The sequence below is a fragment of the Kitasatospora sp. NPDC088783 genome (assembly GCF_044750705.1).
GTDB classification, from domain to species: Bacteria; Actinomycetota; Actinomycetes; order Streptomycetales; family Streptomycetaceae; genus Kitasatospora; species Kitasatospora fiedleri.
Map to the genome: position 1 here is coordinate 184,903 of NZ_JBIVKJ010000008.1, position 26,467 is coordinate 211,369.

Below are 26,467 nucleotides of genomic sequence, written 5' to 3' on the forward strand. Positions count from 1 at the left end.
CTCAGCGCTTCGCGGCGACCTGGACCGGGACGGCCGGCTCGACCACGGCGGTGCACGCCGAGCAGCGGCGGGCCGCCTCCGGGATCTCGGTCAGGCACTCGGGGCAGGGGCGCTTGGGCACCGAGGGCTTCTTCGGCAGGTACCGGGCGGTGGCCTTGGAGACCGGCAGCACCACGCAGAAGTACAGCACCGCGGCGGTCAGCACGAACGCGATCAGCACGTTCAGGAACTGGCCGTACGGGAAGATGACGCCCGCGACGTGGAACTTGTAGGCGCTGAAGTCGCCGGCCGCGCCGACCACCACGCCGAGCACCGGGGTCAGGAACGCGCTGACGAAGCCGGTCACCACGCCGGTGAACGCGGCACCGATGACCACACCGACGGCCATGTCGATGACGTTGCCGCGCATCATGAAGTCGCGGAAGCCCTTGAGCACTGTCTTCTCTCCCCTGGGGTTGCTGCGGGTGTCAGCTGACGAAAATAGGACAAGGGGCCCGGAGGACCAAACCCCCGGGCCCCGATCCGGCCGCGGTGAGAGAAGTCCCTCAGCCCGGCGCGCCCGCACCCGTCCGCTCCCCCGCCGGGGCGCTCAGCCCAGCGGGTCCGGCGCCGCGGTGACGCCCAGCTTGGCCAGCTCGGCCCTGCCGCCGTCGAAGGCGGTCAGCACCAGCGGGCCCTGCTCGGTGACGGCCACCGAGTGCTCCCAGTGCGAGGCCCAGGTGCCGTCGGTGGTGACGACCGTCCAGTCGTCCTCCAGCACCGCGGTGTGCGGGGTGCCCAGCGAGACCATCGGCTCGATCGCCAGCACCGTGCCGGGCACCAGCTTCATGCCCTTGCCGCGGCCCGCGACGTAGTTCAGCACGTGCGGCTCCATGTGCATCGCGGTGCCGATGCCGTGGCCGCCGTAGCCCTCGGTGATGCCCCACTTGCCCTTGGGCGGCAGCGGCTGGCGGCGGATGAAGCCCTCGATCGCCCGGGAGACGTCGACCAGCCGGTTGCCCTTCTTCATCTGGGCGATGCCGGCCCACATCGAGCCCTCGGTGACCTTCGACAGCATCACGTTCTCGGCGGCGGTCCCGCCGACCGCGACGGTGATCGCCGCGTCGCCGTGCCAGCCGTCCAGGATCGCGCCGCAGTCGATCGAGATCAGGTCGCCGGCCTTCAGCACCCGCTCGCCGGGGATGCCGTGCACGACCTCCTCGTTCACCGAGGCGCAGATCACGCCCGGGAACCAGAGACCGCCGTGGTCGGCGCGGAAGTTGGAGGTGGCGCCGTGCTTGGCGATGACCGCGTCGGCGACCTCGTTCAGCTCGCCGGTGGTCACCCCCGGGGCGACCGCCTCGCGGCAGGCCTTCAGCGCCTCGGCGACGACCAGCCCGGCCGCCCGCATCTTGGCGATCTGCTCGGGGGTCTTGATCTCCACCATCTGGTCCACGCCTTCCACGTTCTGAATTCGGACTGCCCTCCACCGTACGACGCACGAGACGGCCGGGCCGCCCGCTTCGGGGCGACCCGGCCGTCTCACGCGGCGCCGTGCGGCGTCAGGCGCTCTTCTTCTGCTCCAGGGCGGCGACCGCGCGCTCGGTCACCTCGTCCACCTTGCCGAGGGCGGGGATGGTGACCAGCAGGCCCTGCTCCTGGTAGTAGCCGATGATCGGCTCGGTCTTGGAGTGGTACTCCTCCAGCCGGACCCGCACGGCCTCCTCGGTGTCGTCCGAGCGCTGGTACAGCTCGCCGCCGCACTCGTCGCAGACGCCCTCGGTCTTCGGCGGGTTGTACACCACGTGGAACACGTGGGAGCCGTCGTTGCGGCACAGCCGGCGGCCGGCAATCCGCTTGACGACCTCGTCCTCGGAGACCTCCAGGTCCAGCACGCCGTCCAGCGCGATGCCCTGCTCGGCCAGGAAGGCGTCGAGCGCCTCCGCCTGGCCCAGGTTGCGCGGGAAGCCGTCCAGCAGGAAGCCCTTGGCGGCGTCCGGCTGGAGCATGCGGTCCTTGGCCATCCCGATGGTGACCTCGTCGGGCACCAGGCGCCCGGCGTCCATGTAGGACTTCGCCTCGACACCCAGGGGGGTGCCCTGGCTGATGTTGGCACGGAACAGGTCACCGGTGGAGATGTGGGGAATGGACAGGGTCTTGGCCAGGACGTGCGCCTGAGTACCCTTCCCGGCCCCGGGGGGTCCGACGAGGACGATTCGCATCAGCGGAGGAACCCTTCGTAATTGCGCTGCTGGAGTTGGCTCTCGATCTGCTTCACAGTTTCGAGTCCGACACCGACGACGATGAGCACGGAGGTGCCGCCGAACGGGAAGTTGGTCTGCTGTCCGAAGGCGACCAGGGCGACCATCGGGATCAACGCGATGAGGCCCAGGTAGAGGGAACCCGGCCACGTGATGCGGGTGAGCACGTAGTTCAGGTACTCGGCCGTCGGTCGGCCGGCCCGGATGCCCGGGATGAACCCACCATACTTCTTCATGTTGTCCGCAACTTCTTCGGGGTTGAAGGAGATCGCGACGTAGAAGAAGGCGAAGAAGACGATCAGCACGAAGTAGGTCGCCATGTAGACCGGGTGGTCGCCCTTGACGAAGTGGTTCCGGATCCAGACCGCCCAGCCCGACTGGGAGTTGGTCAGCTGCACCACCAGCGCCGGGATGTACAGCAGCGAGGAGGCGAAGATGACCGGGATCACGCCCGCCTGGTTGACCTTCAGCGGGATGTAGGTCGAGGTGCCGCCGAAGGACCGGCGGCCCACCATCCGCTTCGCGTACTGCACCGGGATCCGGCGCTGGGCCTGCTCGACGAAGATGACCAGGCAGACCACGATGATGCCGACCGCGATGACCGAGGCGAACTCGCCCCAGCCGTCCAGCAGCTTGCCGGACTGCTTGATCGCCCACATCGAGCCGGGGAAGCCCGCCGCGATCGAGGTGAAGATCAGGATCGACATGCCGTTGCCGATGCCGCGGTCGGTGATCAGCTCGCCCAGCCACATGATCACGGTGGTGCCGGCGGTCATGATGATGACCATGGTGGCGATCCGGAAGATCGACTGGTCCGGCACGATGTTGTTGCCCTCGGCGCAGCCGGAGAACAGCGCGCCGCTGGAGGCGGTCGCCAGGATGCCGGTGCCCTGGAGCACGGCGAGGGCGATCGTCAGGTAGCGGGTGTACTGGGTGATCTTCGCGGTGCCGGCCTGCCCCTCCTTCTTCAGGGCCTCCAGCCGCGGGATGACCACGGTGAGGAGCTGCAGGATGATGCTGGCCGTGATGTACGGCATGATGCCGAGCGCGAAGATGGTCAGCTGTAGCAGCGCGTTGCCGCTGAACAGGTTGACCAGCCCGAACAGGCCTTCCTTCTGCCCGTTGACGCACGCGTGGACGGCCTGGAAGTTGATTCCGGGCATGGGGACGTGGGCGCCCAGCCGGAACAGCACCATGATGCCCAGCGTGAACAGCAGCTTCTTGCGCAGGTCGGGCGTCTGGAACGCCCGCGCGAACGCACTGAGCACGGTGCCTCCTGCGCCTCCCGCGCGTCGTCGGCGGAAGGGTCGGTCCTGATGTGGGGAAAGGGAACTTCACGGACTCTAACAGTGCCCGGGTCCCGGAAAGAAGCGCGTGCGGCCGCTCCCCCACTCACGGGGTACGGCTTGCCCGGGTTTGACACACAAATACGGAGCGGCGGCTCCGGCCGGAACGGCACCGGGCCCCGGCCCCCCTTTCGCAAGAGGGGCGCGGGGCCCGGTGTCGTTCCGTGCGTCGGATCTACCGCGTCAGAGCAGTTCGGTGACCGAACCGCCGGCCGCGGCGATCTTCTCGGCCGCGGAGCCGGAGACGGCGTCGACCGTCACCTGCAGCGCCACCGCGATGTCGCCCTGGCCGAGGACCTTGACGAGCTCGTTCTTGCGAACGGCGCCCTTCGCGATCAGGTCGGCCACGGTGACCTCGCCACCGTTCGGGTAGAGCTCGGCCAGCTTGTCCAGGTTCACGACCTGGAACTGCTTGTGGGCCGGGTTCTTGAAGCCCTTCAGCTTCGGCAGGCGCATGTGGAGCGGCATCTGGCCACCCTCGAAGCGCTGCGGAACCTGGTAGCGGGCCTTGGTGCCCTTGGTACCACGACCTGCAGTCTTGCCCTTGGAGCCCTCACCGCGACCAACACGGATCTTGTCCTTCTTGGCACCCGGGGCGGGCTTCAGGTTGTGGAGCTTGATCGGCGAGTCCGTCATGATCAGTCCACCTCCTCGACCGTGACGAGGTGGCGAACGGTGTGGACCATGCCGCGGATCTCCGGGCGGTCCTCCTTCACCACGGTGTCGTTCAGCCGCTTCAGGCCGAGCGAACGCAGGGTGTCACGGTGGTTCTGCTTGCTACCGATGTACGACTTGGTCTGGGTGACCTTCAGGCGAGCCATCAGGCGCTCACCCCAGCCGCACGGGCCCGGAGCAGCGCGGCCGGGGCCACGTCCTCCAGGGGCAGGCCACGGCGGGCGGCGATCTCCTCGGGGCGCACGAGGCCCTTCAGAGCGGCCACGGTGGCGTGCACGATGTTGATCGCGTTGTCCGAGCCGAGCGACTTCGACAGGATGTCGTGAACGCCGGCGCACTCCAGGACGGCACGCACCGGGCCACCGGCGATGACGCCGGTACCGGGGGACGCCGGCTTCAGCAGCACGACGCCGGCGGCCTTCTCGCCCTGGATCGGGTGCGGGATGGTGCCCTGGATACGGGGGACCTTGAAGAAGTTCTTCTTGGCCTCCTCAACACCCTTGGCGATGGCGGCCGGAACCTCCTTCGCCTTGCCGTAACCGACACCCACGGTGCCGTCACCGTCGCCCACCACGACCAGCGCGGTGAAGCTGAAACGACGACCACCCTTGACAACCTTGGCGACACGGTTGATCGCGACGACGCGCTCGACGTAAGCGGTCTTCTCGGCGACGGGGGCGCCGCCCCGGTCGTCACGCTTGCGGTCGCGCCGCTCGCCACCGGTGCCGCCGCCGGCGCCGCTACCGCGGCGCTGGGGTCCAGCCATTGGAATTACCTCTCTCGTTTACGTCCGTCGACAGGGTCGACGAGCGGCTTAGAAGTCGAGCCCGGACTCGCGGGCCGCGTCCGCCAGGGCGGCGATGCGGCCGGCGTACCGGTTGCCCGCGCGGTCGAAGACGACCGACTCGACGCCGGCGGCCTTGGCGCGCTCGGCGACCAGGCTTCCGACCTTCTTGGCCAGCTCGGTCTTGTCGCCCTCGGTGCCCTTGATGGACACGTCGAGGGTGGACGCCGACGCCAGGGTGTGACCCTTGGCGTCGTCGATGACCTGGGCGACCATGTGGCGGTTCGAACGCGTCACGACGAGGCGCGGACGCACCTCGGTGCCGACGACGCGCTTGCGAACGCGAATGGCGCGGCGCTTGCGGGCGGCGTTCTTGTAGGCGTTGCCCTTGCCGATCTTGACAGAGACGCTCATCGCTTACTTACCACTCTTTCCGACCTTGCGGCGGATGACCTCGCCCGCGTACTTGACGCCCTTGGCCTTGTACGGGTCGGGCTTGCGCAGCTTGCGGATCTTCGCGGCGACCTCGCCGACCTTCTGCTTGTCGGTGCCGTCCACGTGGAACTTGGTGGGCGTCTCGACGACGAAGGAGATCCCCTCCGGCGCGGTGACCAGGATGGGGTGGCTGTAGCCCAGCGCGAACTCCATGTCGGAGCCCTTCGCCGTGACTCGGTAGCCGACGCCGCTGATCTCCAGCGACTTCCGGTAGCCCGCGGTCACGCCGGTGATCATGTTCGCCACCAGCGTGCGCGACAGGCCGTGCAGGGCCTTCGACTGACGCTCGTCGTTGGGGCGGGTGACGAGCAGCGTGCCGTCCTCGCCCTTGCCGATCTCGATCGGCGCGGCGACGACGTGGGTGAGCGAACCCTTGGGGCCCTTCACCGAGACCGTCTGGCCGTCGATGGTGACGTCCACACCAGCGGGAACCTGGATGGGCAGCCGTCCAATGCGCGACATTGCTGTACCTCCGTTTCCCGAATTACCAGACGTAGGCGAGAACTTCTCCGCCTACGCCCTTCTTGGCGGCCTGCTTGTCGGTGAGGAGGCCGGAGGACGTGGAGATGATCGCCACGCCCAGGCCGCCGAGCACCTTCGGCAGGTTGGTGGACTTTGCGTACACACGCAGACCCGGCTTGCTGATGCGCTTGATGCCGGCGATGGAACGCTCGCGGTTGGGGCCGAACTTGAGCTCGATGGTCAGCTTCTTGCCGACCTCGTTCTCGGCGGGCTCCTCAACCTTGTAGGAGGAGATGTACCCCTCCTGCTGCAGGATCTCGGCGACGTGCGCCTTGATCTTGCTGGCCGGCATCGCCACGGAGTCGTGGTACGCCGAGTTCGCGTTACGCAGACGAGTGAGCATGTCTGCGATGGGGTCGGTCATGGTCATGGATGGCCTCAGGCCTCTCCCGCCGTGGTTTCTCCGCGCCAGGTCCCCCTCCGCGCACTCGCTGGAGTGCGAAAGGGGCACAAGCGCAGGGGACCTGCGACGTAGTAAGACTGGGTGTGTGCGGACCCTCGGATGAGGGCCGCGGATCGCCCCGGAGGGGACGCCGCAGCAGGGGCCCGACCCCAACACCTTACGGGATCCCCTCCGGGAACCCAAAAGCGTCGAGGTCGGGCACGCTGCTCGCCGATGTCAGAACGACCGGTAGTGACTACCAGGAGCTCTTGGTCACGCCCGGCAGCTCGCCGCGGTGCGCCATCTCACGGAGGCACACGCGGCAGAGGCCGAACTTGCGGTACACCGAGTGCGGACGGCCGCAGCGCTGGCACCGGGTGTACGCCCGGACGCCGAACTTCGGCTTGCGCTCGGACTTAGCGATCAGGGCCTTCTTCGCCATGGCTCACGCCTCCTTGAACGGGAAGCCCAGAGCGCGCAGGAGCGCCCGGCCCTCATCGTCGGTCTGAGCGGTGGTCACGACGGTGATGTCCATACCGCGCTGACGGTCGACCTTGTCCTGGTCGATCTCGTGGAACATGACCTGCTCGGTCAGACCGAAGGTGTAGTTGCCACGGCCGTCGAACTGCTTGGGCGAGAGGCCGCGGAAGTCACGGATACGCGGCAGCGCCAGCGACACCAGACGGTCCACGAACTCCCACATGCGGTCACCGCGGAGGGTGACGTGGGCGCCGATCGGCTGACCCTCGCGCAGCTTGAACTGCGCGATGGACTTGCGGGCCTTGGTGACGGCCGGCTTCTGACCGGTGATCGCGGTCAGGTCCTTGATGGCACCCTCGATCAGCTTGCTGTCACGGGCGGCTTCGCCGACACCCATGTTGACCACGACCTTGACCAGGCCGGGGATCAGCATGACGTTCTCGTACGAGAACTGCTCGTGCAGCTGACCCTTGACCTCGGAGAGGTACTTCTCCTTGAGGCGGGGGGTCACCTTCTCAACAGTCGTCTCAGACATCAGATGTCCTCACCGGTCCGCTTGGCAACGCGGATCTTGTTGCCCTGGTCGTCAAAGCGGTAGCCGACGCGGGTGACGACCTTCTTGCCGTCCTTCTCCACGACCAGCTGGACGTTGGAGACGTGCACCGGGGCCTCGACGGTCACGATGCCACCCTGGGTGCCGGGGCCCGGCTTGGTGTGCTTCTTGACCCGGTTGACACCCTCGACCAGGACCTTGTTCTCGGCGGGGATGGCCTGGATGACCTTGCCCTGCTTGCCCTTGTCCTTGCCGGTGATGACCTGGACCAGGTCACCCTTCTTGATCTTCATGCTGTTCGCCATGGGTCAGAGCACCTCCGGCGCCAGCGAGATGATCTTCATGAACTTCTTGTCACGCAGCTCGCGGCCCACCGGGCCGAAGATGCGGGTACCGCGGGGGTCGCCATCGGTGTTCTTGAGAACCACAGCGGCGTTCTCGTCGAAGCGGATGTACGAACCGTCCGGACGGCGGCGCTCCTTGACGGTGCGAACGACGACGCACTTGACGACGTCGCCCTTCTTCACCGAACCGCCGGGGATCGCGTCCTTGACGGTGGCGACGATGACGTCCCCGATACCGGCGTAGCGGCGACCGGAGCCACCGAGAACGCGGATGCAGAGAATCTCCTTGGCACCCGTGTTGTCGGCGACGCGCAGTCGCGACTCCTGCTGGATCACAGCTTTCTCCTGATCGTCAACAAGTGTTGACGGGCCGGCCGCTGCTCACACCCGCGCCCCTGGGGGCCTGGTGCACATACGGCCGTACCGCGAACAACCTTGTTACTTGGCCTTCTCGAGGATCTCGACGACGCGCCAGCGCTTCGTCGCGGACAGCGGCCGGGTCTCCATCAGGAGGACACGGTCGCCGACACCGCACGCGTTCTGCTCGTCGTGCGCCTTCAGCTTGTTGGTACGGCGGATGACCTTGCCGTACAGCGCGTGCTTGACGCGGTCCTCGACGGCGACGACGACGGTCTTGTCCATCTTGTCGCTGACGACGAGACCCTCACGGGTCTTGCGGAAGCCGCGCGTCTCGTTGGTGTTCTCAGTCATCAGGCGTTCTCCACCGTCTCGATGCCCAGCTCGCGCTCGCGCATCAGGGTGTAGATCCGCGCGATGTCCTTACGGACCAGCCGGAGCCGTCCGTGGTTGTCGAGCTGCCCGGTCGCCGCCTGGAAGCGGAGGTTGAACAGCTCCTCCTTGGCCTCACGGAGCTTGGCAACGAGGCCCTCGTTGTCCAGTTCGCGAAGCTCAGCAGCCTTGGTAGCGGCCGACATCAGCTCTCACCGTCCTCGCGCCGAACGATCCGGCACTTCATCGGAAGCTTGTGCGCGGCACGGGTGAGCGCCTCGCGAGCAATCTTCTCGTTCGGGTACGACAGTTCGAACATGACCCGACCCGGGTGCACGTTCGCGATCCACCACTCCGGCGAACCCTTACCGGAACCCATGCGGGTCTCGGCCGGCTTCTTGGTGAGCGGGCGGTCCGGGTAGATGTTGATCCAGACCTTGCCGCCACGACGGATGTGACGGGTGATCGCGATACGAGCGGACTCGATCTGGCGGTTCGTCACGTAGGCCGGGGTCACGGCCTGGATGCCGAACTGGCCGAACGCCAGCTCGGTGCCACCCTTGGCCGCGCCGCGGCGCTTCGGGTGGTGCTGCTTGCGGTGCTTGACCCGACGGGGGATCAGCATTGCGGTCAGGCCTCCGTTCCGGTGTTCTCAGCGGCGGCCGGAGCCTCCACCGCGGCGGCCGGGGCCTGGGCCTCGGCAGCGGCGGGACGACGGCCACGGCCACCGCGCTCGCCACCACGGCCACCGCGCTCGCCACCGCGGGCGGGACGGCCGCCCTCGGGACGGGCCGGGCGGTTGCCGGAGCGGGCGGCGGCGTTCTCAGCGCGGACCTCGGCGATGTTCTTGACGTCGCCCTTGTAGATCCAGACCTTCACGCCGATGCGGCCGAAGGTGGTCTTGGCCTCGAAGAAGCCGTAGTCGACGTTCGCGCGCAGGGTGTGCAGCGGCACACGGCCCTCGCGGTAGAACTCCGAACGGCTCATCTCGGCGCCGCCGAGACGACCGGAGCACTGGACCTTGATGCCCTTGGCGCCGGCCTTCATGGTCGACTGCATGCTCTTGCGCATGGCGCGACGGAAGGAGACGCGGGAGGACAGCTGCTCCGCGACGCCCTGGGCCACGAGCTGGGCGTCCATCTCGGGGTTGCGGACCTCGAGGATGTTCAGCTGGACCTGCTTGCCGGTCAGCTTCTCCAGCTTGCCGCGGATCTTGTCGGCCTCCGTGCCACGGCGGCCGATCACGATGCCCGGGCGGGCGGTGTGGATGTCCACGCGGACGCGGTCACGGGTGCGCTCGATCTCCACCTTCGAGATGCCGGCGCGCTCCATGCCCTGCGTCATGAGACGCCGGATGGCGACGTCTTCCTTGACGTAGTCCTTGTACAGCTTGTCGGCGTACCAGCGGGACTTGAAGTCCGTGCTGATGCCGAGGCGGAACCCGTGCGGGTTAACCTTCTGGCCCATTACCGGGTCCCTTCCTTGCTGCTGACGACCACGGTGATGTGGCTGGTCCGCTTGCGGATCCGGTAGGCACGGCCCTGGGCACGCGGACGGAACCGCTTCAGGGTCGGACCCTCGTCAACGTACGCCTCGGAGATGTAGAGGTCGTCCACGTTGGAGTGGTTGTAGTTGTGCGCGGCGTTGGCGATGGCGCTGTTGAGCACCTTGCCGACCGGCACGGTGGCGGCCTGCGGAGCGAAACGCAGGACCGCCTGGGCCTCCGTGGCCGGCAGGCCACGGATGAGGTCCACCACGCGGCGGGCCTTCATGGGCGTGACGCGGATGTACCGCGCCTGGGCCCTGGCTTCCATGGTTGTCCCCTTAATGGAGTAAGTCACTTTGTCGTTCTGGCGCTACAGCTCGGAAGCGATTAGCGACGCTTCGACTTGCGGTCTTCCTTCACGTGCCCCTTGAAGGTGCGCGTGGGAGCGAACTCGCCGAGCTTGTGGCCGACCATCGACTCGGTGACGAACACCGGGACGTGCTTGCGGCCATCGTGAACCGCGATCGTGTGGCCGAGCATGGCCGGCGAGATCACGGAACGACGGGACCAGGTCTTGATGACGTTCTGCGTGCCCGCCTCGTTCTGCACGTCCACCTTCTTCTGAAGGTGGTCGTCGATGAAGGGGCCCTTCTTGAGACTGCGCGGCATCTGACCTGCTCCTAGCGCTTCTTGTTGGTCTTGCGGCGGCGCACGATGAGCTTGTCCGACGCCTTGTTCGGGCGACGGGTGCGGCCCTCGGGCTTGCCCCACGGCGAGACCGGGTGGCGACCACCGGAGGTCTTACCCTCACCACCACCGTGCGGGTGGTCGATCGGGTTCATGGCCACACCACGCACGGTCGGGCGGACGCCCTTCCAGCGCATACGGCCGGCCTTGCCCCAGTTGATGTTCGACTGCTCGGCGTTGCCGACCTCGCCGACGGTCGCGCGGCAGCGCGCGTCCACCAGGCGGATCTCACCGGAGGGCATGCGCAGGTGCGCCATGCGGCCCTCACGGGCGAGCAGCTGAATGCCGGCACCCGCGGAGCGGGCCAGCTTGGCGCCACCGCCGGGACGGAGCTCCACCGCGTGGATGGTGGTACCGACCGGGATGTTGCGCAGCGGCAGGTTGTTGCCCGGCTTGATGTCGGCGCCCGCGCCGTTCTCGATCCGGTCACCCTGCGCGACGCCGCGGGGGGCGATGATGTAGCGCTTCTCGCCGTCCGCGTAGTGCAGGAGCGCGATGCGCGCGGTGCGGTTCGGGTCGTACTCGATGTGCGCGACCTTGGCCGGCACGCCGTCCTTGTCGTGACGACGGAAGTCGATCAGACGGTAGGCGCGCTTGTGACCGCCACCCTGGTGGCGAGCGGTGATACGACCGGCGTTGTTACGGCCGCCCTTGCTGTGCAGCGGGCGAACCAGCGACTTCTCCGGCGTGGACCGCGTGATTTCGACGAAGTCGGCCACGCTGGAGCCACGGCGGCCCGGCGTAGTCGGCTTGTACTTGCGGATACCCATTTCTGTCCTCGTCCTTTACGACGATCGCGGTCCCTGACGCAACGTCAGGAGACCGGACCACCGAAGATGTCGATGCGGTTGCCCTCGGCCAGCGTCACGATCGCGCGCTTGGTGTCCTTGCGCTTGCCGAAACCGGTGCGGGAGCGCTTGCGCTTGCCCTGGCGGTTCAGCGTGTTCACGGCCTCGACCTTGACCGAGAAGACCGCCTCGACGGCCTGCTTGATCTGGGTCTTGTTGGCACCGGGAGCCACGACGAACGTGTACTTGTTCTCGTCGAGGAGCGAGTAGCTCTTCTCGGAGATAACCGGCTTGATCAGGACGTCACGGGGGTCCGTGAACGTCTTGGAGGTGATCTCGCTCATCAGGCGGCAGTCCCTTCGAGCTCGCCCTCAGCAGCAACGGCCTTGGCGGACGCGGCCGGACCGGCCACGAAACGCTCGAAGGCGGCCTGGGTGAAGACCACATCGTCGGAGACGAGCACGTCGTAGGTGTTCAGCTGGCCGGCGTCCAGGATGTGCACGTTCGGCAGGTTGCGAGCGGACAGGATGCCCAGCTCGTCCTCGCGCTCGACCACCAGGAGGAGGTTCTTGCGCTCGGAGATCTTGCCGAACAGGACCTTGGCGGCCTTGGTCGACGGAGCCTCGGTCGCGGTCACGCCGGTCACGACGTGGATGCGCTCGTGGCGGGCCCGGTCGGTGAGCGCGCTGCGCAGGGCGGCGGCGATCATCTTCTTCGGGGTCCGCTGCGAGTAGTCGCGCGGCACGGGACCGTGCACGACGCCACCACCGGCGAACTGCGGGGCGCGGGTCGAGCCCTGGCGGGCGCGGCCGGTGCCCTTCTGGCGGTACGGCTTCTTGCCGCCACCGCGGACCTCGCCACGACGCTTGACCTTGTGGGTGCCCTGGCGAGCCGCGGCGAGCTGCGCCACGACGACCTGGTGCATCAGCGGGACGCTGACCTTGGCGTCGAAGATCTCGGCGGGCAGCTCGACGCTGCCGGCCTTGTCGCCGGCCGGCGACAGGATGTCAATGGTGCTCATATCCTTCACAGCCCCTTCGCCGCGGTGCGGACGAGGACGAGGCCGCCGTTCGGACCCGGGATCGCGCCCTTGATGAGGAGCAGGCCCTTCTCCGCGTCGACCGCGTGCACGGTCAGGTTCTGGGTGGTCACACGCTCGTGGCCCATCCGACCCGCCATGCGCATGCCCTTGAACACGCGGCCCGGGGTGGCGCAGCCACCGATGGAGCCGGGCGAGCGGTGCTTGCGCTGGGTGCCGTGACCGGCGCCGAGGCCCTTGAAGTTGTGACGCTTCATGACACCGGCGAAGCCCTTGCCCTTGGAGGTGCCGGTCACGTCGACCTTGACACCCGCCTCGAAGGTCTCGGCGGTGATCTCCTGGCCCAGGGTGTACTCGGACGCGTCCGCGGTACGGAGCTCGACCAGGTGGCGGCGGGGGGTGACGCCGGCCTTGGCGAAGTGGCCCTGGAGGGGCTTGTTCACCTTGCGGGGGTCGATCTCGCCGAAGCCGATCTGGACGGCGTCGTAGCCGGCCGGGCTGTCGGCGGTGTGGACCTGGGTCACGACATTGGGCCCAGCCTTGACGACGGTCACCGGGACGACCCGGTTGTTCTCGTCCCAGACCTGGGTCATGCCGAGCTTCTCGCCCAGGATGCCCTTAATCTGCTTAGCCATCTTCGGTGCGCCTCTCAGAGCTTGATCTCGATGTCGACGCCCGCCGGCAGGTCGAGACGCATCAGCGAGTCAACCGTCTTCGGCGTGGGGTCGAGGATGTCGATCAGACGCTTGTGAGTGCGCATCTCGAAGTGCTCGCGCGAGTCCTTGTACTTGTGCGGCGAGCGGATGACGCAGTACACGTTCTTCTCAGTGGGCAGCGGCACCGGGCCCGCGACCTGCGCACCAGTACGGATCACCGTCTCGACGATCTTCTTCGCCGAAGAGTCGATGACCTCGTGGTCGTAGGCCTTGAGCCGGATGCGGATCTTCTGTCCCGCCATGGCTACTTCGTAGTCCTTTGTGTCGTCCGTTGCTGCACGACTCCTCCTCCGACCCCCGCGCTCGGGCGTGTCGCCCTTGCGCTTGCAAAAACCGGCGAGACATCTCGTCGGTTCGGACTGCTGGGATGGGGTGAGCCGGGCCGGTACCCCGCACACGCTTCCCGGAAGATTCCCGTACTTTCGCCCCGCAGCTGCCGCGGTGTCGCTTACACACCACTGCACCCACACACAGCACGTGGGCACATGAACGGCCATTCACGGGAACGACGAGTACATGGGACTCGCTTCCGGTCCTCCCGGCGGGAGGCGCGCAGCATCGGTACTCAACCGAGCAACCCGGACATCCTGCCACAGAAAGCGGGCCGTACGCCAATCGGCCCCCGGCCAGGTCACCTGGTCGGGGGCCGATCGGCCGGCGGACCGGGCCTACCGGGTGCCGGACTTCGTCGCGGACGGCTTGGCGGACTCCGCGGACCTGGCCGACTCCCCCGACTTGGCCGGGTCCTGCGCCGCGCCGCTCGGCTGCGGCGACTCGGACGGGGCCGCCGGCGGGGCGGGCGCCGGGGTCGGGGACGGCTTGGTCGACAGGTCGTCGAAGGGCGCCTTCCGGCCGCAGACCGTCGGCCACTCCGCCGCGACGATCCCGGCGCACCAGAGCACGCCGTCGTCCGGGTACTGGGTGCGGTCCTTGACCTCGTGCACCACGCACTTGCCGTTCGGGGCGTACTTCGGGCACTTCCCGTCCGGCTTCTGCAGCAGGTGGGCCCGCCAGGCATCCATGCCCATGGTGTTCTTGGCCGGGTCCTCCGGCATGTACCGGTTGATCGACCAGCCGGCCGCCATCGTGCCGAACACCGCGAGCGCGCAGACCATGCCGGCCGCGACCTGCCGCACCACCCGGCGCGGGATCGCCTCGGTCGCCGCGCCGCGCACCGCGAGCACCCGGTCGCCCCAGCCGCTGCCCCGGTTGACCAGGGCCATCACGCCGAACACCGCCAGGATCATCAGGCAGTACATGATGATCCAGGTGGTCCGCGGGTACAGCTGCACCGCCCGGTCGTGCGCCATCCTGCCCGCGTAGTAGAAGCGCAGCAGCCAGGAGCCGATCAGCACCGCCGCCGCCACCCGCACCGTCAGCTGGCGCAGCGCCAGGCCCAGGGCCAGGCCGGCGCCGAGCAGCAGCAGCAGCGAGATGCCGCTCTGCCCGGCCAGGTCGCCGGTGCCGGGCCAGGTGTCGTACGTCAGGTCGCCGCTGCGGTCGGAGACGAAGTTCAGCACGTAGGACGGGTCGGCGTAGACCGCCAGGAAGGCGTACCGGTCGGGGACCGAGCCGCTCGCCTTGGCCAGCTCGTAGAGCAGCGGCGAGCCGACCACGGCGAAGCCCGCGGCCGCCCCGGCCAGGTACAGCCCGGTCCGCGCCTTGGCCGACCGGCCGCCCCGGCGCCACGGGAAGCAGAACAGCGCCAGCAGCAGGACGCCGGGCGCGGCCCACAGGAACCAGCCGGAGTACCAGAGGAACAGCGCGCCGAAGGCCGCCCCGAAGGCCGCCCCGAGCAGCAGCACCGTGCGCGGCCGGCGTTCGGGGGCCCGGCCCATCGCGCGGAAGAACGCCACCAGCACCGGGACGAGCATGACCATCACGATGTGGCTGTACGGGCGGATCGGGTCGAGGAAGACCACCGAGGCGGGCAGCGCGATCAGCAGCGCCCAGAACGGGCGCAGCACCAGCCGCCAGGACAGGTACGCCATCGGGCCGAACAGCGCGGTGAACAGGATCTGCAGGTCGTGCAGGGCGAAGCCGGCGCCGGTGCGGCCGCCGTAGAACAGCTCCGACCAGAGGGCCATGACCGCCGGGAAGCCGGGCGGGTAGACCCCGGGCAGGCCCTTGCCGTCCATGATCGTGGTGGCCATCGCCATCAGGACGCCCGGGTCGCCCTCCTGGCCGCCGAGCGGCCAGGGGGTGCCGCGCAGCGCGACCACCACGCCGCCGGCCACCACGCCGGTGGCCAGGCCGGCCAGCGCGGCGCAGACCAGGCGCTTGGTCAGCTGGTGCCGGAGCGCGCTGCCGCGGTAGGCGGTGAAGAGCAGCACCGCGAGCAGCGGCAGGCCGAGGACGGCCACGTACTCCTGGAGCTTGGCGAGGCCGCTGACCTGGCCGATCCGGTTGATCGGATTGACGCTGATCCTGGTGCACAGCAGGGTGTAGAGGCCGGCGGCGCCCACGCTCACGACCGCCTCGCCCAGCACGGGCGCCCAGCGCCGCCGCCACCAGGGGCGGCCGGGGTCGGCGGCGCCCGGGGTGCCGGGTGCCGGGTGGGAGCCCACCGGGTGGGAGGCCAGGTCCGTCATCATCATCCTTGAGTCAGGCCCGCGGCGACGGGCGCTCGCCGGCCGTGAACACGTGCCGGGCCAGCACCTTCACGCCGTCGGACCGGCCGCGGCGCAGCGCGCCGGGCAGCATCGTCATCGCGTGCAGCCGGGAGGCGCTGTGCACCCGGGCGGCCTTGGCGGCCTTGGTCCAGCCGCGGGCGTCCATCCGTTCGGCGACCGCGGCGAAGTAGCGCTCGGCCTCGCTGAAGCGGGTGCCCGAGTAGGCCTGCACCGAGGACTCGGAGACCGCGTGCCGGCGGTACTGGAACACCGTGGTGCTGGTGTCCACCGCCATCTGCTCGCCCAGTTCCAGCAGGTCGACGACGAGCGCGAGGTCCTGGATCACCGAGTACTCGTCGCGGAAGTTGACCGCGCGCAGCGCCTCGCCCCGCCAGGTGATCGAGGGGAAGTACAGCCAGTTGCCGCGCAGCACGCTGGCGGCCAGCTCCTCGCCGCCCATCAGCCGCCGGCCCTCGACCTTGGGCGCGTACAGCCGCCGCTTGGTCTGGTCGACCAGGCCGGAGACCGGCCGGCCGTCGCCGTCGATCACCTCGACGCCGGGCTGCACCATGCCGACGCCGGGGTGGTCGGCGAGGATCTTGCGGACGGTCTCCAGGTAGTGCGGGTGCAGCAGGTCGTCGCAGCCCATGATCACCACGTGGTCGGCCTCGGAGAGCCGGACGCACTTCTGGAAGTTCTTGGTGATGCCGAGGTTCTGCTCGTTGCGCAGGTACTCCACCCGGTCGTCGCCGAGCCGGGCGAACCAGCCCGGGACCTCCGGCTCCCGGCCGTCGTCGATGACGACCAGCCGGAAGTCGGGGTCGGTCTGGGCGAGGACGCTGCGCACCGCGTCCTGCATCTGCCTGACGTCCCCGTAGTAGGGGAGCATGAAGTCGAAGCCGGCCATCGCTCAGACCTTGAGGGTGCCGGAGGGACGGGGGTCCTCGTCGGCCCCGAGGCGCTCGTCGTTGGCGCGCGCGCCCTCGTTGATGGCGACGGTGCGGGCCAGGTCGGTGATCTTCTTCTCCAGCGAGCGGAAGCGCAGGAAGGTGTTCAGGGTGAGGAAGCCCACGCCGAGCACCATCACGTACAGCACCAGGTCGGTGCCGCGGCCGACGCCCATCTGCTTGGCCAGCCAGGTGACGTCGCCGGGGCGGAGCACCGCGAAGATGTTGACGATCACGAAGATCGAGAAGGCGATGCGCTTCCAGGCGCGGGTGTTGGCCCGGTCCCAGCGGCGGATGAACATCAGTGCCAGGGAGAGCGAGCCCAGGATGAGGACCAGCTGGATCCAGAAGTACTTCATTACCGGCCACGCTCCCGGAGCGAGATGTCGAAGAGGATGTTCACGCCGTTGATCAGGGACTGCCCCTTGGCGCGGGAGTATTCGGTGTAGAGCACGTCCACCGGGACCTCGGCGACCTTCAGGTCGGAGCCCGCGAGGAAGCTGACGATCTCCGAGGCGTGGGCCATGCCGTTCATGGTGATCCGGAGCCGTCCGGCGGCCTCCCGGTTGAGCACCCGGAGGCCGTTGTGGGCGTCGGTGAGCTTGAGCTTGCGGGCGGTGGGGCTGACCGCGGCGGCGGTGCGCAGCACCACCCGCTTGATCCACGGCACCTGGCCGTTCTGCTCGATGAACCGCGAGCCCAGCACGACGTCGGCCTGGCCGGTGCGCAGCAGCTGCACCATCACCTCGACGTCCTTGGTCTGGTGCTGGCCGTCGGCGTCGAAGGTCGCGAAGTACTCGGCGCCGGGCTGGGCCAGGGCGTAGCGCAGGCCGGTCTGCAGGGCGGCGCCCTGGCCGAGGTTGACGGGGTGCCGGACCAGGTGGGCGCCGGTGCCCTCGACGTGCTCGCCGGTGTTGTCCGCGCTGCCGTCGTCGACCACCACGATGTTGGGGAACGTCTTGCGGGCCGCCTCCACCACCTCGGCGATCACTTGGCCCTCGTTGTAAGCCGGAATGACCAGCCAGACGTCGTCGTAGTCGGACACAGTGGCTCCAGCATCGGCTAGTCGGGCCTGGTCGGCCGGGTTGATCGGGTTGATCGGGGGGTTCGCGTCGCTCTGCATGGTCAGTCCGCCATGGGGTTGCCGACCAGGCGACCCGGGTCCGCCGAGAGGGGTGACGGCCGACGCTCCGGTGCGCTCGGGAAACTCCTCCTGAGCGCGGCCAGCATACCGAGCACGGTGGCGAGCGATCCAAGCGCGTAGGCCAGGATCACCCGGGTCGCGACGTCCCCGGGGACGGCCGTGACGCCGACCAGCACCGCGGTGCCCAGGCCCCAGCAGGCCAGCTGCAGGTTGTGTCGTTCGAACACCATCAGGGCCTGGCCCAGCACCATCGCGAACATGTAGGCCACGGTGCCGGCCGAGAGCAGCAGGAAGTCCAGGCAGCCGAGCCGCGGCTGGGCGCCGAACAGCACCTGGATCAGCCAGGGGCCGAGCGCGGTCGCCGGGATGCCGCCGAGCAGGCCCAGTCCGCCGACCACCACCGCGATCTTGCGGAGCATCGCCGAGAACGCCGCCCGGTCGCCGGCCGCGAAGGCCGCGGACAGGCCGTTGAGCAGCGAGGCCTGGAGCGAGCCGAAGACGAACAGCGGGACGCGGGCCAGCACCAGGGCGTTCAGCAGGGCGGCGATCAGCACGCTGTCGGTCGGGGCCAGCAGCTTGGTGCTCAGCACCGCCGCGTTCACCACCGCCTGCGACAGCAGGGTGGAGCACACCAGCAGGCCGAGGCCGGAGGTCAGCTCGCGCCAGCCGATCCGCTCGCCGGGGCCGACCGCGCGCAGCAGCGGCGGCAGGGTGACCAGCGTGGCGATCACCGGGGCGACGGCCAGCACCAGGCTGAACGCCAGCGCGGAGTGCAGGCCGAACGCCGCGCAGCCGAAGGCCAGCACCATCCGCAGGCCGCCGTCGACGCCCAGCTGGGTGCCGTAGGCGCCGAACCGGCCGAGGCCGGCCAGCACGCCGCGGGTCAGGTAGCAGACCGCCATGCCGGCGAAGGCGCCGCCGAGCGCGGCCACCAGGCCGCGGTCGCCGTGGAACAGGCCGTCCGCGATCGGGCCGGCCGCGACGGCCAACACCAGCAGCACGGTGCCGAGGATCGCCGCGGTCATCACGGCGGCCCGGCGCAGCACCGGGGCGGCGCCGTGGCCGAGCACCGCGCGGGCGGCGACGATCCGGGTGAGTTCCTGCTCGATCGGGAAGAACACGCCGATGCCGACCGACATCACGATGGTCCACAGCACCGAGACGTTGGCCATGTCCTCGGTGTCGAGGCTGTGCCCGGCCACCCCGAGGTGGACGTAGGAGGCGGCGCCGAGCACGACGGTGCCCCCGGCGACCGCGAGGGTCCCCGGAGGCAGCACGGAGGCGAGCTTGCGGAGGAGGGATGTCATCTGTCGTTCTTCCCCGCGGCAGCGGCGAGGTCGGTGAAGACGGGGTCGGTGAGCGCCTGTGCGAGCTGCTCCCGCCAGTCGGGCAGCGGGGGCAGTCCGGCCTCGGCCCAGCGCGCGTGGCCCAGCACGCTGAACGCGGGCCGGACGGCGGGCCGGACGAAGGCGGCCGAGGTGGTGGGCCGGATCCGCTCGGGGTCCAGCCCGCCGAGGCGGTAGGCCGCCCGGGCCAGGTCGAACCAGGTGGTGCGGCCGCTCGCCGTACCGTGGTAGACGCCCGCCGGGGCCCGGAGGTTGCACCCCAGTTCGACCAGCCGCTCGGCCAGCGCGTAGGTCCAGGTGGGCTGGCCCTGCTGGTCGTCGACCACGTCGAGGGTGTCGCGCTGGGCGCCGAGGCGGAGCATGGTGGCGACGAAGTTGTTGCCGCCGGCGCCGTACAGCCAGGCGGTGCGCACCACGTAGCCGGTGTCGGGCAGCAGTTCCAGGACGGCCAGCTCGCCGGCCAGCTTGGAGCGGCCGTAGGCGTTGACCGGGCCGGTCGGAGCGTCCTCGGCGTAGGGCTCGGTGCCGTCGCCGGGGAACACGTAGTCGGTGGAGACGTGCACCAGGCGGGCGCCGGAGGCGGCGCAGGCGGCGGCCAGGTGGCGCACGGCGGTGCCGTTGACGGCGGTGGCGGCGGCCTCGTCGGCCTCCGCGCCGTCGACGTCCGTCCAGGCCGCGCAGTTGACCACCACGGCGTGGCCGCGGACGGCGGCCGCGACGGCGGCCGGGTCGGTGACGTCCAGCTCGGCGCGGGTCAGCGCGGTGGCCCCGACGCCGGCGGCGGCCAGGACGCGGAGCACGTCCCGGCCGAGCATGCCGGCCGCGCCGGTGACCAGCCAGCGGCCGGCCGGGGCGTCCGGGGTGGTGGAGAGGTCCGGGGCGGCGGTCACTTCTGCAGCGCCGCCTTCGCCTTCAGCGGCTCCCACCAGGCGCGGTTGTCGCGGTACCAGGCGATGGTGGCGGCCAGGCCGTCCTCGAACCGGACCTGCGGCTCGTAGCCCAGCTCGGTGCGGATCTTGGAGATGTCCAGGGAGTAGCGCAGGTCGTGGCCCTTGCGGTCCTCGACGTGCTCGACCATGTCCCAGCCGGCGCCGGCCGCGTCCAGCAGCAGGCCGGTCAGCTCCTTGTTGGTGACCTCGGTGCCGCCGCCGATGTTGTAGACCTCGCCGGCCCGACCGCCGCGCATCACCAGGTCGATGCCCCGGCAGTGGTCGGAGACGTGCAGCCAGTCGCGGATGTTGCCGCCGTTGCCGTACAGCGGCACCTTCAGCCCGTCGATCAGGTTGGTGGTGAACAGCGGGATGACCTTCTCCGGGAACTGGTAGTGCCCGTAGTTGTTGGAGCAGCGGGTGACCACCACGTCCATGCCGTGGGTGCGGTGGTAGGCGAGCGCCAGCAGGTCGGAGCCGGCCTTCGAGGAGGAGTACGGGGAGTTCGGCCGCAGCGGCCACTCCTCGGTCCAGGAGCCCTCGTCGATCGAGCCGTAGACCTCGTCGGTGGAGACGTGGACGAAGCGGCCGACGCCGTGCTCGCGGGCCGCGTCCAGCAGCACCTGGGTGCCGACCACGTTGGTCATCACGAACGGGCCGGCGCCGGCGATCGAGCGGTCGACGTGCGACTCGGCGGCGAAGTGGACCACCACGTCATGGCCGGCCATCACCTCGCCGACCACCTGCGGATCGCAGATGTCGCCCTTGACGAAGCGGTAGCCCGGCAGGCCCGCGACCGGGGCGAGGTTCTCCTCGACGCCCGAGTAGGTCAGCTTGTCGAGGACGGTGATCTGGGCCGTCGCGTCCGCGGCGAACTGCTGGCGGACGAATTCAGAACCGATGAAGCCGGCACCGCCGGTCACGAGGATGCGCATAGTGGGGCGAGTCTAACCGTCCGTGGAGCAGGCCCCGGCGGCGGGCCCGGAGGCGTCGGGCGCTTTCGCATAGGGTGCACCCATGCGTGGAATCCTTTTGGCCGGCGGCACCGGATCGCGCCTGTGGCCGCTGACCCGGGCAGTCTCGAAACAGCTGCTCCCCGTCTTCGACAAACCGATGATCTACTACCCGCTCTCCACCCTGGTCATGGCCGGGATCAGCGAGGTCCTGATCATCACGACGCCGGAGGACCGAGCCCAGTTCGAGCGGCTGCTCGGCGACGGCTCCCAGCTCGGGCTGCGGCTGGAGTACGCCGTCCAGGAGAAGCCCGAGGGGATCGCCCAGGCCTTCCTGCTGGGCGCGGACTTCATCGGCGACCAGCCGGTGGCGCTGATCCTCGGCGACAACATCTTCCACGGCAGCGGCCTGGGCACCAGGCTCGCCGAGCACACCGAGGCCAAGGGCGGTCGGGTGTTCGCGTACCCGGTGGCCGACCCGACGGCGTACGGCGTGGTCGAGTTCGACGAGCGGGGCCAGGCGATCTCCATCGAGGAGAAGCCGGCCGAGCCGAAGTCCCGGTACGCGGTGCCGGGCCTCTACTTCTACGACAACCGGGTCGTGGAGATCGCCCGCGGCCTGCGGCCCAGTGCCCGCGGCGAGTTGGAGATCACCGCCGTCAACGAGGCCTACCTGGACGCCGGCGAGCTGCACGTCACCATCCTCGACCGGGGCACCGCCTGGCTGGACACCGGCACGCACGTCTCGATGGTGCAGGCGTCGGAGTTCGTCCGGGTCATCGAGGAGCGCCAGGGCTTCAAGATCGGCTGCATCGAGGAGGCCTGCTGGCGGGCCGGCCTGATCGGCGCCGCCGAGCTGCGCGGGCTCGCCGAGCCGCTGCTGAAGAGCGGCTACGGCCAGTACCTGGTCCGTCTGCTGGAAGAGGAGGAGAACGAGCGGTGAAGTTCCGCGAGCTGTCGATCCCGGGCGCCTTCGAGGTGACCCCGCAGCAGCACGGCGACCCCCGTGGCCTGTTCATGGAGTGGTACCGCTTCGACAAGCTGTCCGAGGTGGTCGGCCACCCGCTGCGGCTGGCCCAGGGCAACCTGTCGGTGTCCGCGAAGGACGTGGTGCGCGGCGTGCACTTCGCCGACGTGCCGCCCGGCCAGGCCAAGTACGTCAGCTGCGTGCGCGGCGCGGTGCTGGACGTCGTGGTGGACCTGCGGGTCGGCTCCCCCGCCTTCGGCCGCTGGGAGTTCGTCCGGCTCGACGAGGACGACCGCCGCGCGGTGTACCTCCCCGAGGGCCTGGGCCACGGTTTCTGCGCACTGACCGACGACGCCACGCTGTCGTACGTCTGCTCGGAGACCTACAACCCGACCGGCGAGCACGGCATCCACCCGCTGGACCCGGACCTCGGCATCGACTGGCCGACCGGGGCCCCGCAGCTCTCCGCCAAGGACGAGCAGGCCCCCACCCTGGCCGAGGCCCTGGCCTCCGGCCTGCTGCCGCGCTGGGACGAGTGCCAGGCGTACTACGCCTCGCTGCGCGCCGTCTGACCCGTCGCGCCGACGGGGAAGGGGACCGGCCTCCGGGTCGGTCCCCTTCCCCGTTCCGGTGAGGCACGGCGGCGCGGACGGACACGAACGGGCGCTGTGCCGACCCGGTCGGCAGGGGAGCCGGACGCCCTTGGTAGGCTCGCCGACCGCTCTCGGAACCCGCTCCGCTCGGCTGCGGTCCCGCTGCCCGTCCGGGTCCGGAGCCTCACGACCCGCCGTACGCGTCGCCCGAGGAGCCCCTGTGAGTGCCCTGTCGCCCCATCGCCTGCCCGGTCACCGGGGATCGCTGGCGGAGACCTTCTCCGGTCGGGCCAACAGCTTCGGGCTGCTGCGGACGGTGCTCGCCGTCGCCGTCGTCGTTTCGCACCTGTACCCACTCGGCTGGGGGCAGTTGGAGCCGCTCGGCGCGTTCAGCGGAGGTCAGACGGACCTCGGCAAGACCGCTGTCGTCGGGTTCTTCGTGCTCTCCGGCTTCATGATCACCGGCAGCGGCCTGCGGGTCACCATCGGCCGGTTCGCCTGGCACCGCGCCCTGCGGATCCTGCCCGGACTGTGGATGTCACTGGCCGTCTCCGCCCTGCTGATATCCCCGTTCCTCTACCACCGCCTGCACGGCACCGTGCACGGCTTCTGGTCCCGCCCCGACGGCCCGCTGCACTACCTGGACGGCGCCTGGACCACCGCCATGTCCAACGGCTGGGACGTGTCCGGGATCTTCAACGAGGGCATGAGCCGGGGAACCAACTTCTACCCGGCGCTGAACGGCGCCCTCTGGTCGCTGCCGTTCGAGATCCTCTGCTACGTGGTCATAGGCCTGCTCGCAGCGGGCGGGGTGCTGCGCCGGGCCCGCCGCTTCGTGCCGCTGCTGGCGCTCGCGCTGTGGGTCGTGATGCTCAACGACGCGTGGCAGGCCGCGAACATCCGCAGGATTCCGCTCAACGTCCAGTCGCTTGTCGAACTCCCGCTGCTCGGACGCCAGTTGATCTACTTCGTCATCTACCTGGGGTTCGCGTACCTGCTCGGCGCCTGCGCCCGGCTGTACCAGGAGCGGCTGCCGATCAACGATTCGCTCGCCGTGCTCAGCGCCCTGGCGATGGTTGCCGGCATGCACTGGGGCGGATTCTTCCTGATCGGCTACCCGGCCTTCGCGTACCTGCTGTTCTGGCTCGCCGTCCGGCTGCCCGCGTTCTGCCACAAGGTGGCCCGCAAGCGCGACTACTCCTACGGCATCTACGTCTACGGTTTCACCGTGGAACAGACCATGGCGATGCTGGGCTTCGCCCGCTGGGGCCACCTGCGCTTCCTCGCCGTCGCCCTCGCGGTCACCTGGGTGCTGGCGGCCCTGTCCTGGCACCTGGTGGAGTCCCCGCTGCTCCGCCTGAAGGACTGGGCTCCCCGGCTCCCCCGCCGCCGGCAGCCCGCTCCCCCCGCCCTGCTCCCGCACCCGGCCCCGGCCACCACCTCGGCCTGACGCCGCGACCCCTCCGCCCGGGGCTGAGGCCGGCCGGTTTCAGCCCAGCGAGGCGTGCAGCACCGTCGCCGGCAGCTGGTGGGCCGACAGATCCGCCCGTACCCGGTCAGCGACGTTCTTGTCGGCCACCAGCAGTGTCGGCTCCGCCCCCAGTTGGGAGACCATCGCGCGGAGCTTGTCCATCGACTCCTGGTACTGCGCCTCCGGCACTGGATCGGCACCCAACTTCACGTTGAGGGTGCCGTACAGCACCAGCATCTCCGCACCGCGGTGCTCCATCAGTTCGGCGACGAAGGTGGAACGCAGGTTCTGGTAACCGTCGTTCGAGTAGAGCGCGATCACCGGTCCGTCGCCGGCCCTGGCGAGGTCCCGGCCGGCGAGCATCTCGGCCATGGGGGCGATATCGGTACGGGCGTCCCCCTTGCCCCAGGCCACCAGCGGGTTGGAGTACCACGCGGCCGGCTTGTTCCAGGCGGTCAGGACACCCCACTGGACGCCGGCGAACAGGCTGAGCGCAGCAGCCAGCGCCAAGCCCGACAGCGCTGCGTCAGCCCCGAACGCACGCCACCGGGCCGGGCGCGGGGAGGAACGAGGCACCGTGGTCCCGGTGCGGATCACCGAGCCGAGCGCACCGAGCCCGAGCAGGGCGACCACGATGCCCGCAGCGGCCATCTTCTCGAAGTAGTACGAGTAATAGCCGATGGTGTGCAGTTGCCACCAGCCGAAGCCGCCGATCGCCAGGCCACTGCCCAGCAGCACCACCTGGAGCGACCGGCCGACCGCGGTACGCCGGTTGGACGGGGCCAGGGCGGCAAGCAGGGCGAGGAGCCCGGCACCGATCAGCAGTACCCGATCGGCGCCGACCATCGGCCCGGCGAGGTTGGCGGTGCTCGCCACATCGAGTTTCGACAGCACGGAGACCGCGCTGGGCAGACCGGCCAATCCGAGTCCGAGCACCAGCAGCCCGTACGACCACCGGCCTCCCAGTCGGCGGCGGTGGACCAGCAGGGCACCGAGTACGGCGAAGCCGACGAACACGCCGTACAGGTTGTAGGCGTAGGTCACCATGACCAAGCCTGTCACCGCGATCACCAAGAAGTCGCCGCGCCCCATCGAGGCCCGGATCAGCAGCGGCAGCACGGCCGCCAGGAACATCAGGCCGACGATCATCGAGTCGAAGCCGTGACCGATCAGGTCGACGTCGTTGCTCGCCAGCACCAGCGCGGCCACCGAGCCGCAGACCGCCGCCGTGCGCCAGCCGCGCAGCCGCGGCCCGCCGAGGTAGCGGGCGCCCCACACCAGCAGGGTGCACAGCAGGGTGTAGCAGGCGAGGACGTAGAAGAGGTAGCGGTTCATCGCGCCGACCGCGCTGCCGGGGTCGGTGGTGCCGCGGACCAGGGCGTCGATCCAGGCCAGCAGGAAGTGCGACCCCTGCGGGTAGACCGCCTCGGCGGGGGTCATCATGTACGTCCGTGCAGCTTCCTGGTGCAGGAAGGCGTAGCCGCCGACGTGCCGGATGCCGTCGAAGTAGGAGAAGTGGCCGAAGCGGTCCTCCGCAGTGGCGAAGTAGCCGAGCCGGTCGGCGGCGGACTTCCCGATCAGCGGGTGGGAGAGGTAGTGCCAGACCAGGCCGCCGACGCCGAGCACCAACAGGTCGGCCCAGCGGGCACGCAACGGCAGGCGGGGTTCGCGGCCGGCGGTCCAGCCCGCCAGCGCGACGGCGCTGAGCAGGACCCCCCCGGTCGGCACCGGGGCCAGGCCCCAGGGCCAGAGCGAGAACAGCAGGCCGAAGGAGAGTACGGCGCCGGTGAGCACCACACCCGCCGCGACCAGGCGGTCGAGCAGTACGCCGCCGGTCCGGAGCAGGCTCGCGACGAACAGCAGCAGGGCCGGTAGCAGCAGCACGTCCAGCCCGACCGAGTGCAGCAGCACGGGCAGCAGCCATGCGGCGGCGAGGGCGCCCACCAGCCGACGCGGGTCGCGTCGTACTGGCGTCGGTCCGGCGGTGTCGCCGACAGTGACGCCGCCGGGTGCGGACGGTGTGGTCACCACAAGAAGTGCCCCCTCGTAGAGCTGGCTGAAGCGCCCGCACACCGGTTGGCGCACGGCATGCAAGTTGATCATAGACAGCGGTCGTGCACACGCCGGAGGGCCCGGCCCCCTCCCTTGCGGGACGGGGCCGGGCCCTCGCGGTTGACCG

At 69.6% G+C, this 26,467-nt stretch carries 36 protein-coding genes; 3 read left to right on the forward strand and 33 right to left on the reverse strand.

Annotated features, from left to right (window positions below; all coding sequences use genetic code 11):
* Position 1: 1 nt before the first annotated feature.
* The 32 genes from mscL to rfbB all read right to left on the reverse strand — a co-directional run bounded on the left by mscL (position 2) and on the right by rfbB (position 21,239).
* On the reverse strand, positions 2-436 hold the full coding sequence (gene mscL / locus ACIP60_RS23005; protein ID WP_400687285.1) for a large conductance mechanosensitive channel protein MscL: 435 nt from the start codon (positions 434-436) through the stop codon (positions 2-4).
* Positions 437-589: 153 nt separating this feature from the next.
* Positions 590-1,426, reverse strand: a complete 837-nt coding sequence (gene map / locus ACIP60_RS23010; RefSeq protein ID WP_400687582.1) for a type I methionyl aminopeptidase — start codon at positions 1,424-1,426, stop codon at positions 590-592.
* 115 nt (positions 1,427-1,541) lie between these two features.
* The gene (locus tag ACIP60_RS23015) at positions 1,542-2,201 is read right to left on the reverse strand and encodes an adenylate kinase (protein WP_400687287.1); all 660 of its coding nucleotides are present in this window, start codon (positions 2,199-2,201) and stop codon (positions 1,542-1,544) included.
* Positions 2,201-3,508 carry a preprotein translocase subunit SecY gene (secY, locus tag ACIP60_RS23020; RefSeq protein WP_100837837.1) on the reverse strand — a complete coding sequence of 436 codons (1,308 nt, stop codon included), beginning with the start codon at positions 3,506-3,508 and terminating at the stop codon, positions 2,201-2,203. Before secY ends, ACIP60_RS23015 begins: the two co-directional genes overlap by 1 nt.
* Before the next feature lie 261 nt (positions 3,509-3,769).
* Complete coding sequence (rplO, locus tag ACIP60_RS23025; protein WP_400687289.1) at positions 3,770-4,222, reverse strand: 50S ribosomal protein L15; 453 nt, start codon at positions 4,220-4,222, stop codon at positions 3,770-3,772.
* 2 nt (positions 4,223-4,224) lie between these two features.
* Positions 4,225-4,407, reverse strand: a complete 183-nt coding sequence (gene rpmD, locus ACIP60_RS23030) for a 50S ribosomal protein L30 (protein ID WP_014136270.1) — start codon at positions 4,405-4,407, stop codon at positions 4,225-4,227.
* Positions 4,407-5,027, reverse strand: a complete 621-nt coding sequence (gene rpsE, locus ACIP60_RS23035) for a 30S ribosomal protein S5 (RefSeq protein ID WP_014136271.1) — start codon at positions 5,025-5,027, stop codon at positions 4,407-4,409. Before rpsE ends, rpmD begins: the two co-directional genes overlap by 1 nt.
* 48 nt (positions 5,028-5,075) lie before the next feature.
* On the reverse strand, positions 5,076-5,459 hold the full coding sequence (rplR, locus tag ACIP60_RS23040) for a 50S ribosomal protein L18 (protein WP_014136272.1): 384 nt from the start codon (positions 5,457-5,459) through the stop codon (positions 5,076-5,078).
* A 3-nt stretch (positions 5,460-5,462) separates the two neighbouring features.
* Complete coding sequence (rplF, locus tag ACIP60_RS23045) at positions 5,463-6,002, reverse strand: 50S ribosomal protein L6 (RefSeq protein WP_100837835.1); 540 nt, start codon at positions 6,000-6,002, stop codon at positions 5,463-5,465.
* A gap of 22 nt (positions 6,003-6,024) precedes the next feature.
* Positions 6,025-6,432, reverse strand: coding sequence for a 30S ribosomal protein S8 (gene rpsH, locus ACIP60_RS23050; RefSeq protein ID WP_100837834.1), 408 nt, complete (start codon positions 6,430-6,432; stop codon positions 6,025-6,027).
* A gap of 268 nt (positions 6,433-6,700) precedes the next feature.
* Positions 6,701-6,886: a type Z 30S ribosomal protein S14 gene (locus ACIP60_RS23055; protein ID WP_008747480.1), complete on the reverse strand. Its 186-nt coding sequence runs from the start codon at positions 6,884-6,886 to the stop codon at positions 6,701-6,703.
* 3 nt (positions 6,887-6,889) lie between these two features.
* On the reverse strand, positions 6,890-7,459 hold the full coding sequence (rplE, locus tag ACIP60_RS23060; RefSeq protein WP_030457412.1) for a 50S ribosomal protein L5: 570 nt from the start codon (positions 7,457-7,459) through the stop codon (positions 6,890-6,892).
* Positions 7,459-7,770 carry a 50S ribosomal protein L24 gene (gene rplX / locus ACIP60_RS23065; RefSeq protein ID WP_033214113.1) on the reverse strand — a complete coding sequence of 104 codons (312 nt, stop codon included), beginning with the start codon at positions 7,768-7,770 and terminating at the stop codon, positions 7,459-7,461. Before rplX ends, rplE begins: the two co-directional genes overlap by 1 nt.
* 15 nt (positions 7,771-7,785) lie before the next feature.
* Complete coding sequence (gene rplN / locus ACIP60_RS23070; RefSeq protein WP_030300391.1) at positions 7,786-8,157, reverse strand: 50S ribosomal protein L14; 372 nt, start codon at positions 8,155-8,157, stop codon at positions 7,786-7,788.
* Between the two features lie 102 nt (positions 8,158-8,259).
* Positions 8,260-8,532, reverse strand: a complete 273-nt coding sequence (gene rpsQ / locus ACIP60_RS23075; RefSeq protein ID WP_014136278.1) for a 30S ribosomal protein S17 — start codon at positions 8,530-8,532, stop codon at positions 8,260-8,262.
* Entirely contained in the window at positions 8,532-8,756 is a 225-nt protein-coding gene (rpmC, locus tag ACIP60_RS23080; protein ID WP_014136279.1) for a 50S ribosomal protein L29, read from the reverse strand. The genes rpsQ and rpmC overlap by 1 nt, the downstream gene beginning before the upstream one ends.
* Entirely contained in the window at positions 8,756-9,175 is a 420-nt protein-coding gene (gene rplP, locus ACIP60_RS23085) for a 50S ribosomal protein L16 (protein ID WP_030457415.1), read from the reverse strand. The genes rpmC and rplP overlap by 1 nt, the downstream gene beginning before the upstream one ends.
* A gap of 5 nt (positions 9,176-9,180) precedes the next feature.
* Entirely contained in the window at positions 9,181-10,017 is an 837-nt protein-coding gene (rpsC, locus tag ACIP60_RS23090) for a 30S ribosomal protein S3 (protein WP_100837833.1), read from the reverse strand.
* The gene (rplV, locus tag ACIP60_RS23095; RefSeq protein ID WP_014136282.1) at positions 10,017-10,364 is read right to left on the reverse strand and encodes a 50S ribosomal protein L22; all 348 of its coding nucleotides are present in this window, start codon (positions 10,362-10,364) and stop codon (positions 10,017-10,019) included. Before rplV ends, rpsC begins: the two co-directional genes overlap by 1 nt.
* A gap of 59 nt (positions 10,365-10,423) precedes the next feature.
* Positions 10,424-10,705 carry a 30S ribosomal protein S19 gene (gene rpsS / locus ACIP60_RS23100; protein ID WP_014136283.1) on the reverse strand — a complete coding sequence of 94 codons (282 nt, stop codon included), beginning with the start codon at positions 10,703-10,705 and terminating at the stop codon, positions 10,424-10,426.
* 11 nt (positions 10,706-10,716) lie between these two features.
* On the reverse strand, positions 10,717-11,553 hold the full coding sequence (gene rplB / locus ACIP60_RS23105; protein WP_100837832.1) for a 50S ribosomal protein L2: 837 nt from the start codon (positions 11,551-11,553) through the stop codon (positions 10,717-10,719).
* Between the two features lie 44 nt (positions 11,554-11,597).
* Positions 11,598-11,915, reverse strand: coding sequence for a 50S ribosomal protein L23 (rplW, locus tag ACIP60_RS23110; protein ID WP_099899929.1), 318 nt, complete (start codon positions 11,913-11,915; stop codon positions 11,598-11,600).
* A complete protein-coding gene (gene rplD, locus ACIP60_RS23115; protein ID WP_100837831.1) occupies positions 11,915-12,592 on the reverse strand; it encodes a 50S ribosomal protein L4 in 678 nt (225 codons plus the stop codon). Before rplD ends, rplW begins: the two co-directional genes overlap by 1 nt.
* A 5-nt stretch (positions 12,593-12,597) precedes the next feature.
* The gene (gene rplC / locus ACIP60_RS23120; RefSeq protein WP_100837830.1) at positions 12,598-13,245 is read right to left on the reverse strand and encodes a 50S ribosomal protein L3; all 648 of its coding nucleotides are present in this window, start codon (positions 13,243-13,245) and stop codon (positions 12,598-12,600) included.
* Positions 13,246-13,259: 14 nt separating this feature from the next.
* Positions 13,260-13,568: a 30S ribosomal protein S10 gene (gene rpsJ / locus ACIP60_RS23125; protein ID WP_012785157.1), complete on the reverse strand. Its 309-nt coding sequence runs from the start codon at positions 13,566-13,568 to the stop codon at positions 13,260-13,262.
* 426 nt (positions 13,569-13,994) lie between these two features.
* Positions 13,995-15,917 carry a hypothetical protein gene (locus ACIP60_RS23130; protein WP_400687298.1) on the reverse strand — a complete coding sequence of 641 codons (1,923 nt, stop codon included), beginning with the start codon at positions 15,915-15,917 and terminating at the stop codon, positions 13,995-13,997.
* A 13-nt stretch (positions 15,918-15,930) separates the two neighbouring features.
* Positions 15,931-16,845 carry a glycosyltransferase family 2 protein gene (locus ACIP60_RS23135; RefSeq protein WP_400687300.1) on the reverse strand — a complete coding sequence of 305 codons (915 nt, stop codon included), beginning with the start codon at positions 16,843-16,845 and terminating at the stop codon, positions 15,931-15,933.
* A gap of 3 nt (positions 16,846-16,848) precedes the next feature.
* Complete coding sequence (locus tag ACIP60_RS23140; protein ID WP_100837827.1) at positions 16,849-17,244, reverse strand: DUF2304 domain-containing protein; 396 nt, start codon at positions 17,242-17,244, stop codon at positions 16,849-16,851.
* Positions 17,244-18,008: a glycosyltransferase family 2 protein gene (locus ACIP60_RS23145; RefSeq protein ID WP_282205975.1), complete on the reverse strand. Its 765-nt coding sequence runs from the start codon at positions 18,006-18,008 to the stop codon at positions 17,244-17,246. The genes ACIP60_RS23140 and ACIP60_RS23145 overlap by 1 nt, the downstream gene beginning before the upstream one ends.
* Before the next feature lie 2 nt (positions 18,009-18,010).
* Positions 18,011-19,336 (reverse strand): hypothetical protein, encoded by a 1,326-nt coding sequence (locus ACIP60_RS23150; RefSeq protein ID WP_400687303.1) that lies wholly within the window; start codon positions 19,334-19,336, stop codon positions 18,011-18,013.
* Positions 19,333-20,265 carry a dTDP-4-dehydrorhamnose reductase gene (rfbD, locus tag ACIP60_RS23155; RefSeq protein WP_400687305.1) on the reverse strand — a complete coding sequence of 311 codons (933 nt, stop codon included), beginning with the start codon at positions 20,263-20,265 and terminating at the stop codon, positions 19,333-19,335. Before rfbD ends, ACIP60_RS23150 begins: the two co-directional genes overlap by 4 nt.
* Positions 20,262-21,239 carry a dTDP-glucose 4,6-dehydratase gene (rfbB, locus tag ACIP60_RS23160; protein WP_100837823.1) on the reverse strand — a complete coding sequence of 326 codons (978 nt, stop codon included), beginning with the start codon at positions 21,237-21,239 and terminating at the stop codon, positions 20,262-20,264. Before rfbB ends, rfbD begins: the two co-directional genes overlap by 4 nt.
* Before the next feature lie 82 nt (positions 21,240-21,321).
* Here rfbB and rfbA point away from each other — a divergent pair, with 82 nt between their 5' ends.
* The 3 genes from rfbA (at position 21,322) to ACIP60_RS23175 (ending at position 24,267) form a co-directional block, all read left to right on the forward strand.
* A complete protein-coding gene (gene rfbA / locus ACIP60_RS23165) occupies positions 21,322-22,200 on the forward strand; it encodes a glucose-1-phosphate thymidylyltransferase RfbA (protein ID WP_400687307.1) in 879 nt (292 codons plus the stop codon).
* Complete coding sequence (gene rfbC / locus ACIP60_RS23170; protein ID WP_100837821.1) at positions 22,197-22,796, forward strand: dTDP-4-dehydrorhamnose 3,5-epimerase; 600 nt, start codon at positions 22,197-22,199, stop codon at positions 22,794-22,796. Before rfbA ends, rfbC begins: the two co-directional genes overlap by 4 nt.
* Before the next feature lie 241 nt (positions 22,797-23,037).
* Positions 23,038-24,267: an acyltransferase family protein gene (locus ACIP60_RS23175; protein WP_400687310.1), complete on the forward strand. Its 1,230-nt coding sequence runs from the start codon at positions 23,038-23,040 to the stop codon at positions 24,265-24,267.
* Between the two features lie 39 nt (positions 24,268-24,306).
* Here ACIP60_RS23175 and ACIP60_RS23180 read toward each other — a convergent pair whose 3' ends face one another.
* Positions 24,307-26,391, reverse strand: a complete 2,085-nt coding sequence (locus ACIP60_RS23180; RefSeq protein WP_400687312.1) for a hypothetical protein — start codon at positions 26,389-26,391, stop codon at positions 24,307-24,309.
* Positions 26,392-26,467 lie beyond the last annotated feature (76 nt).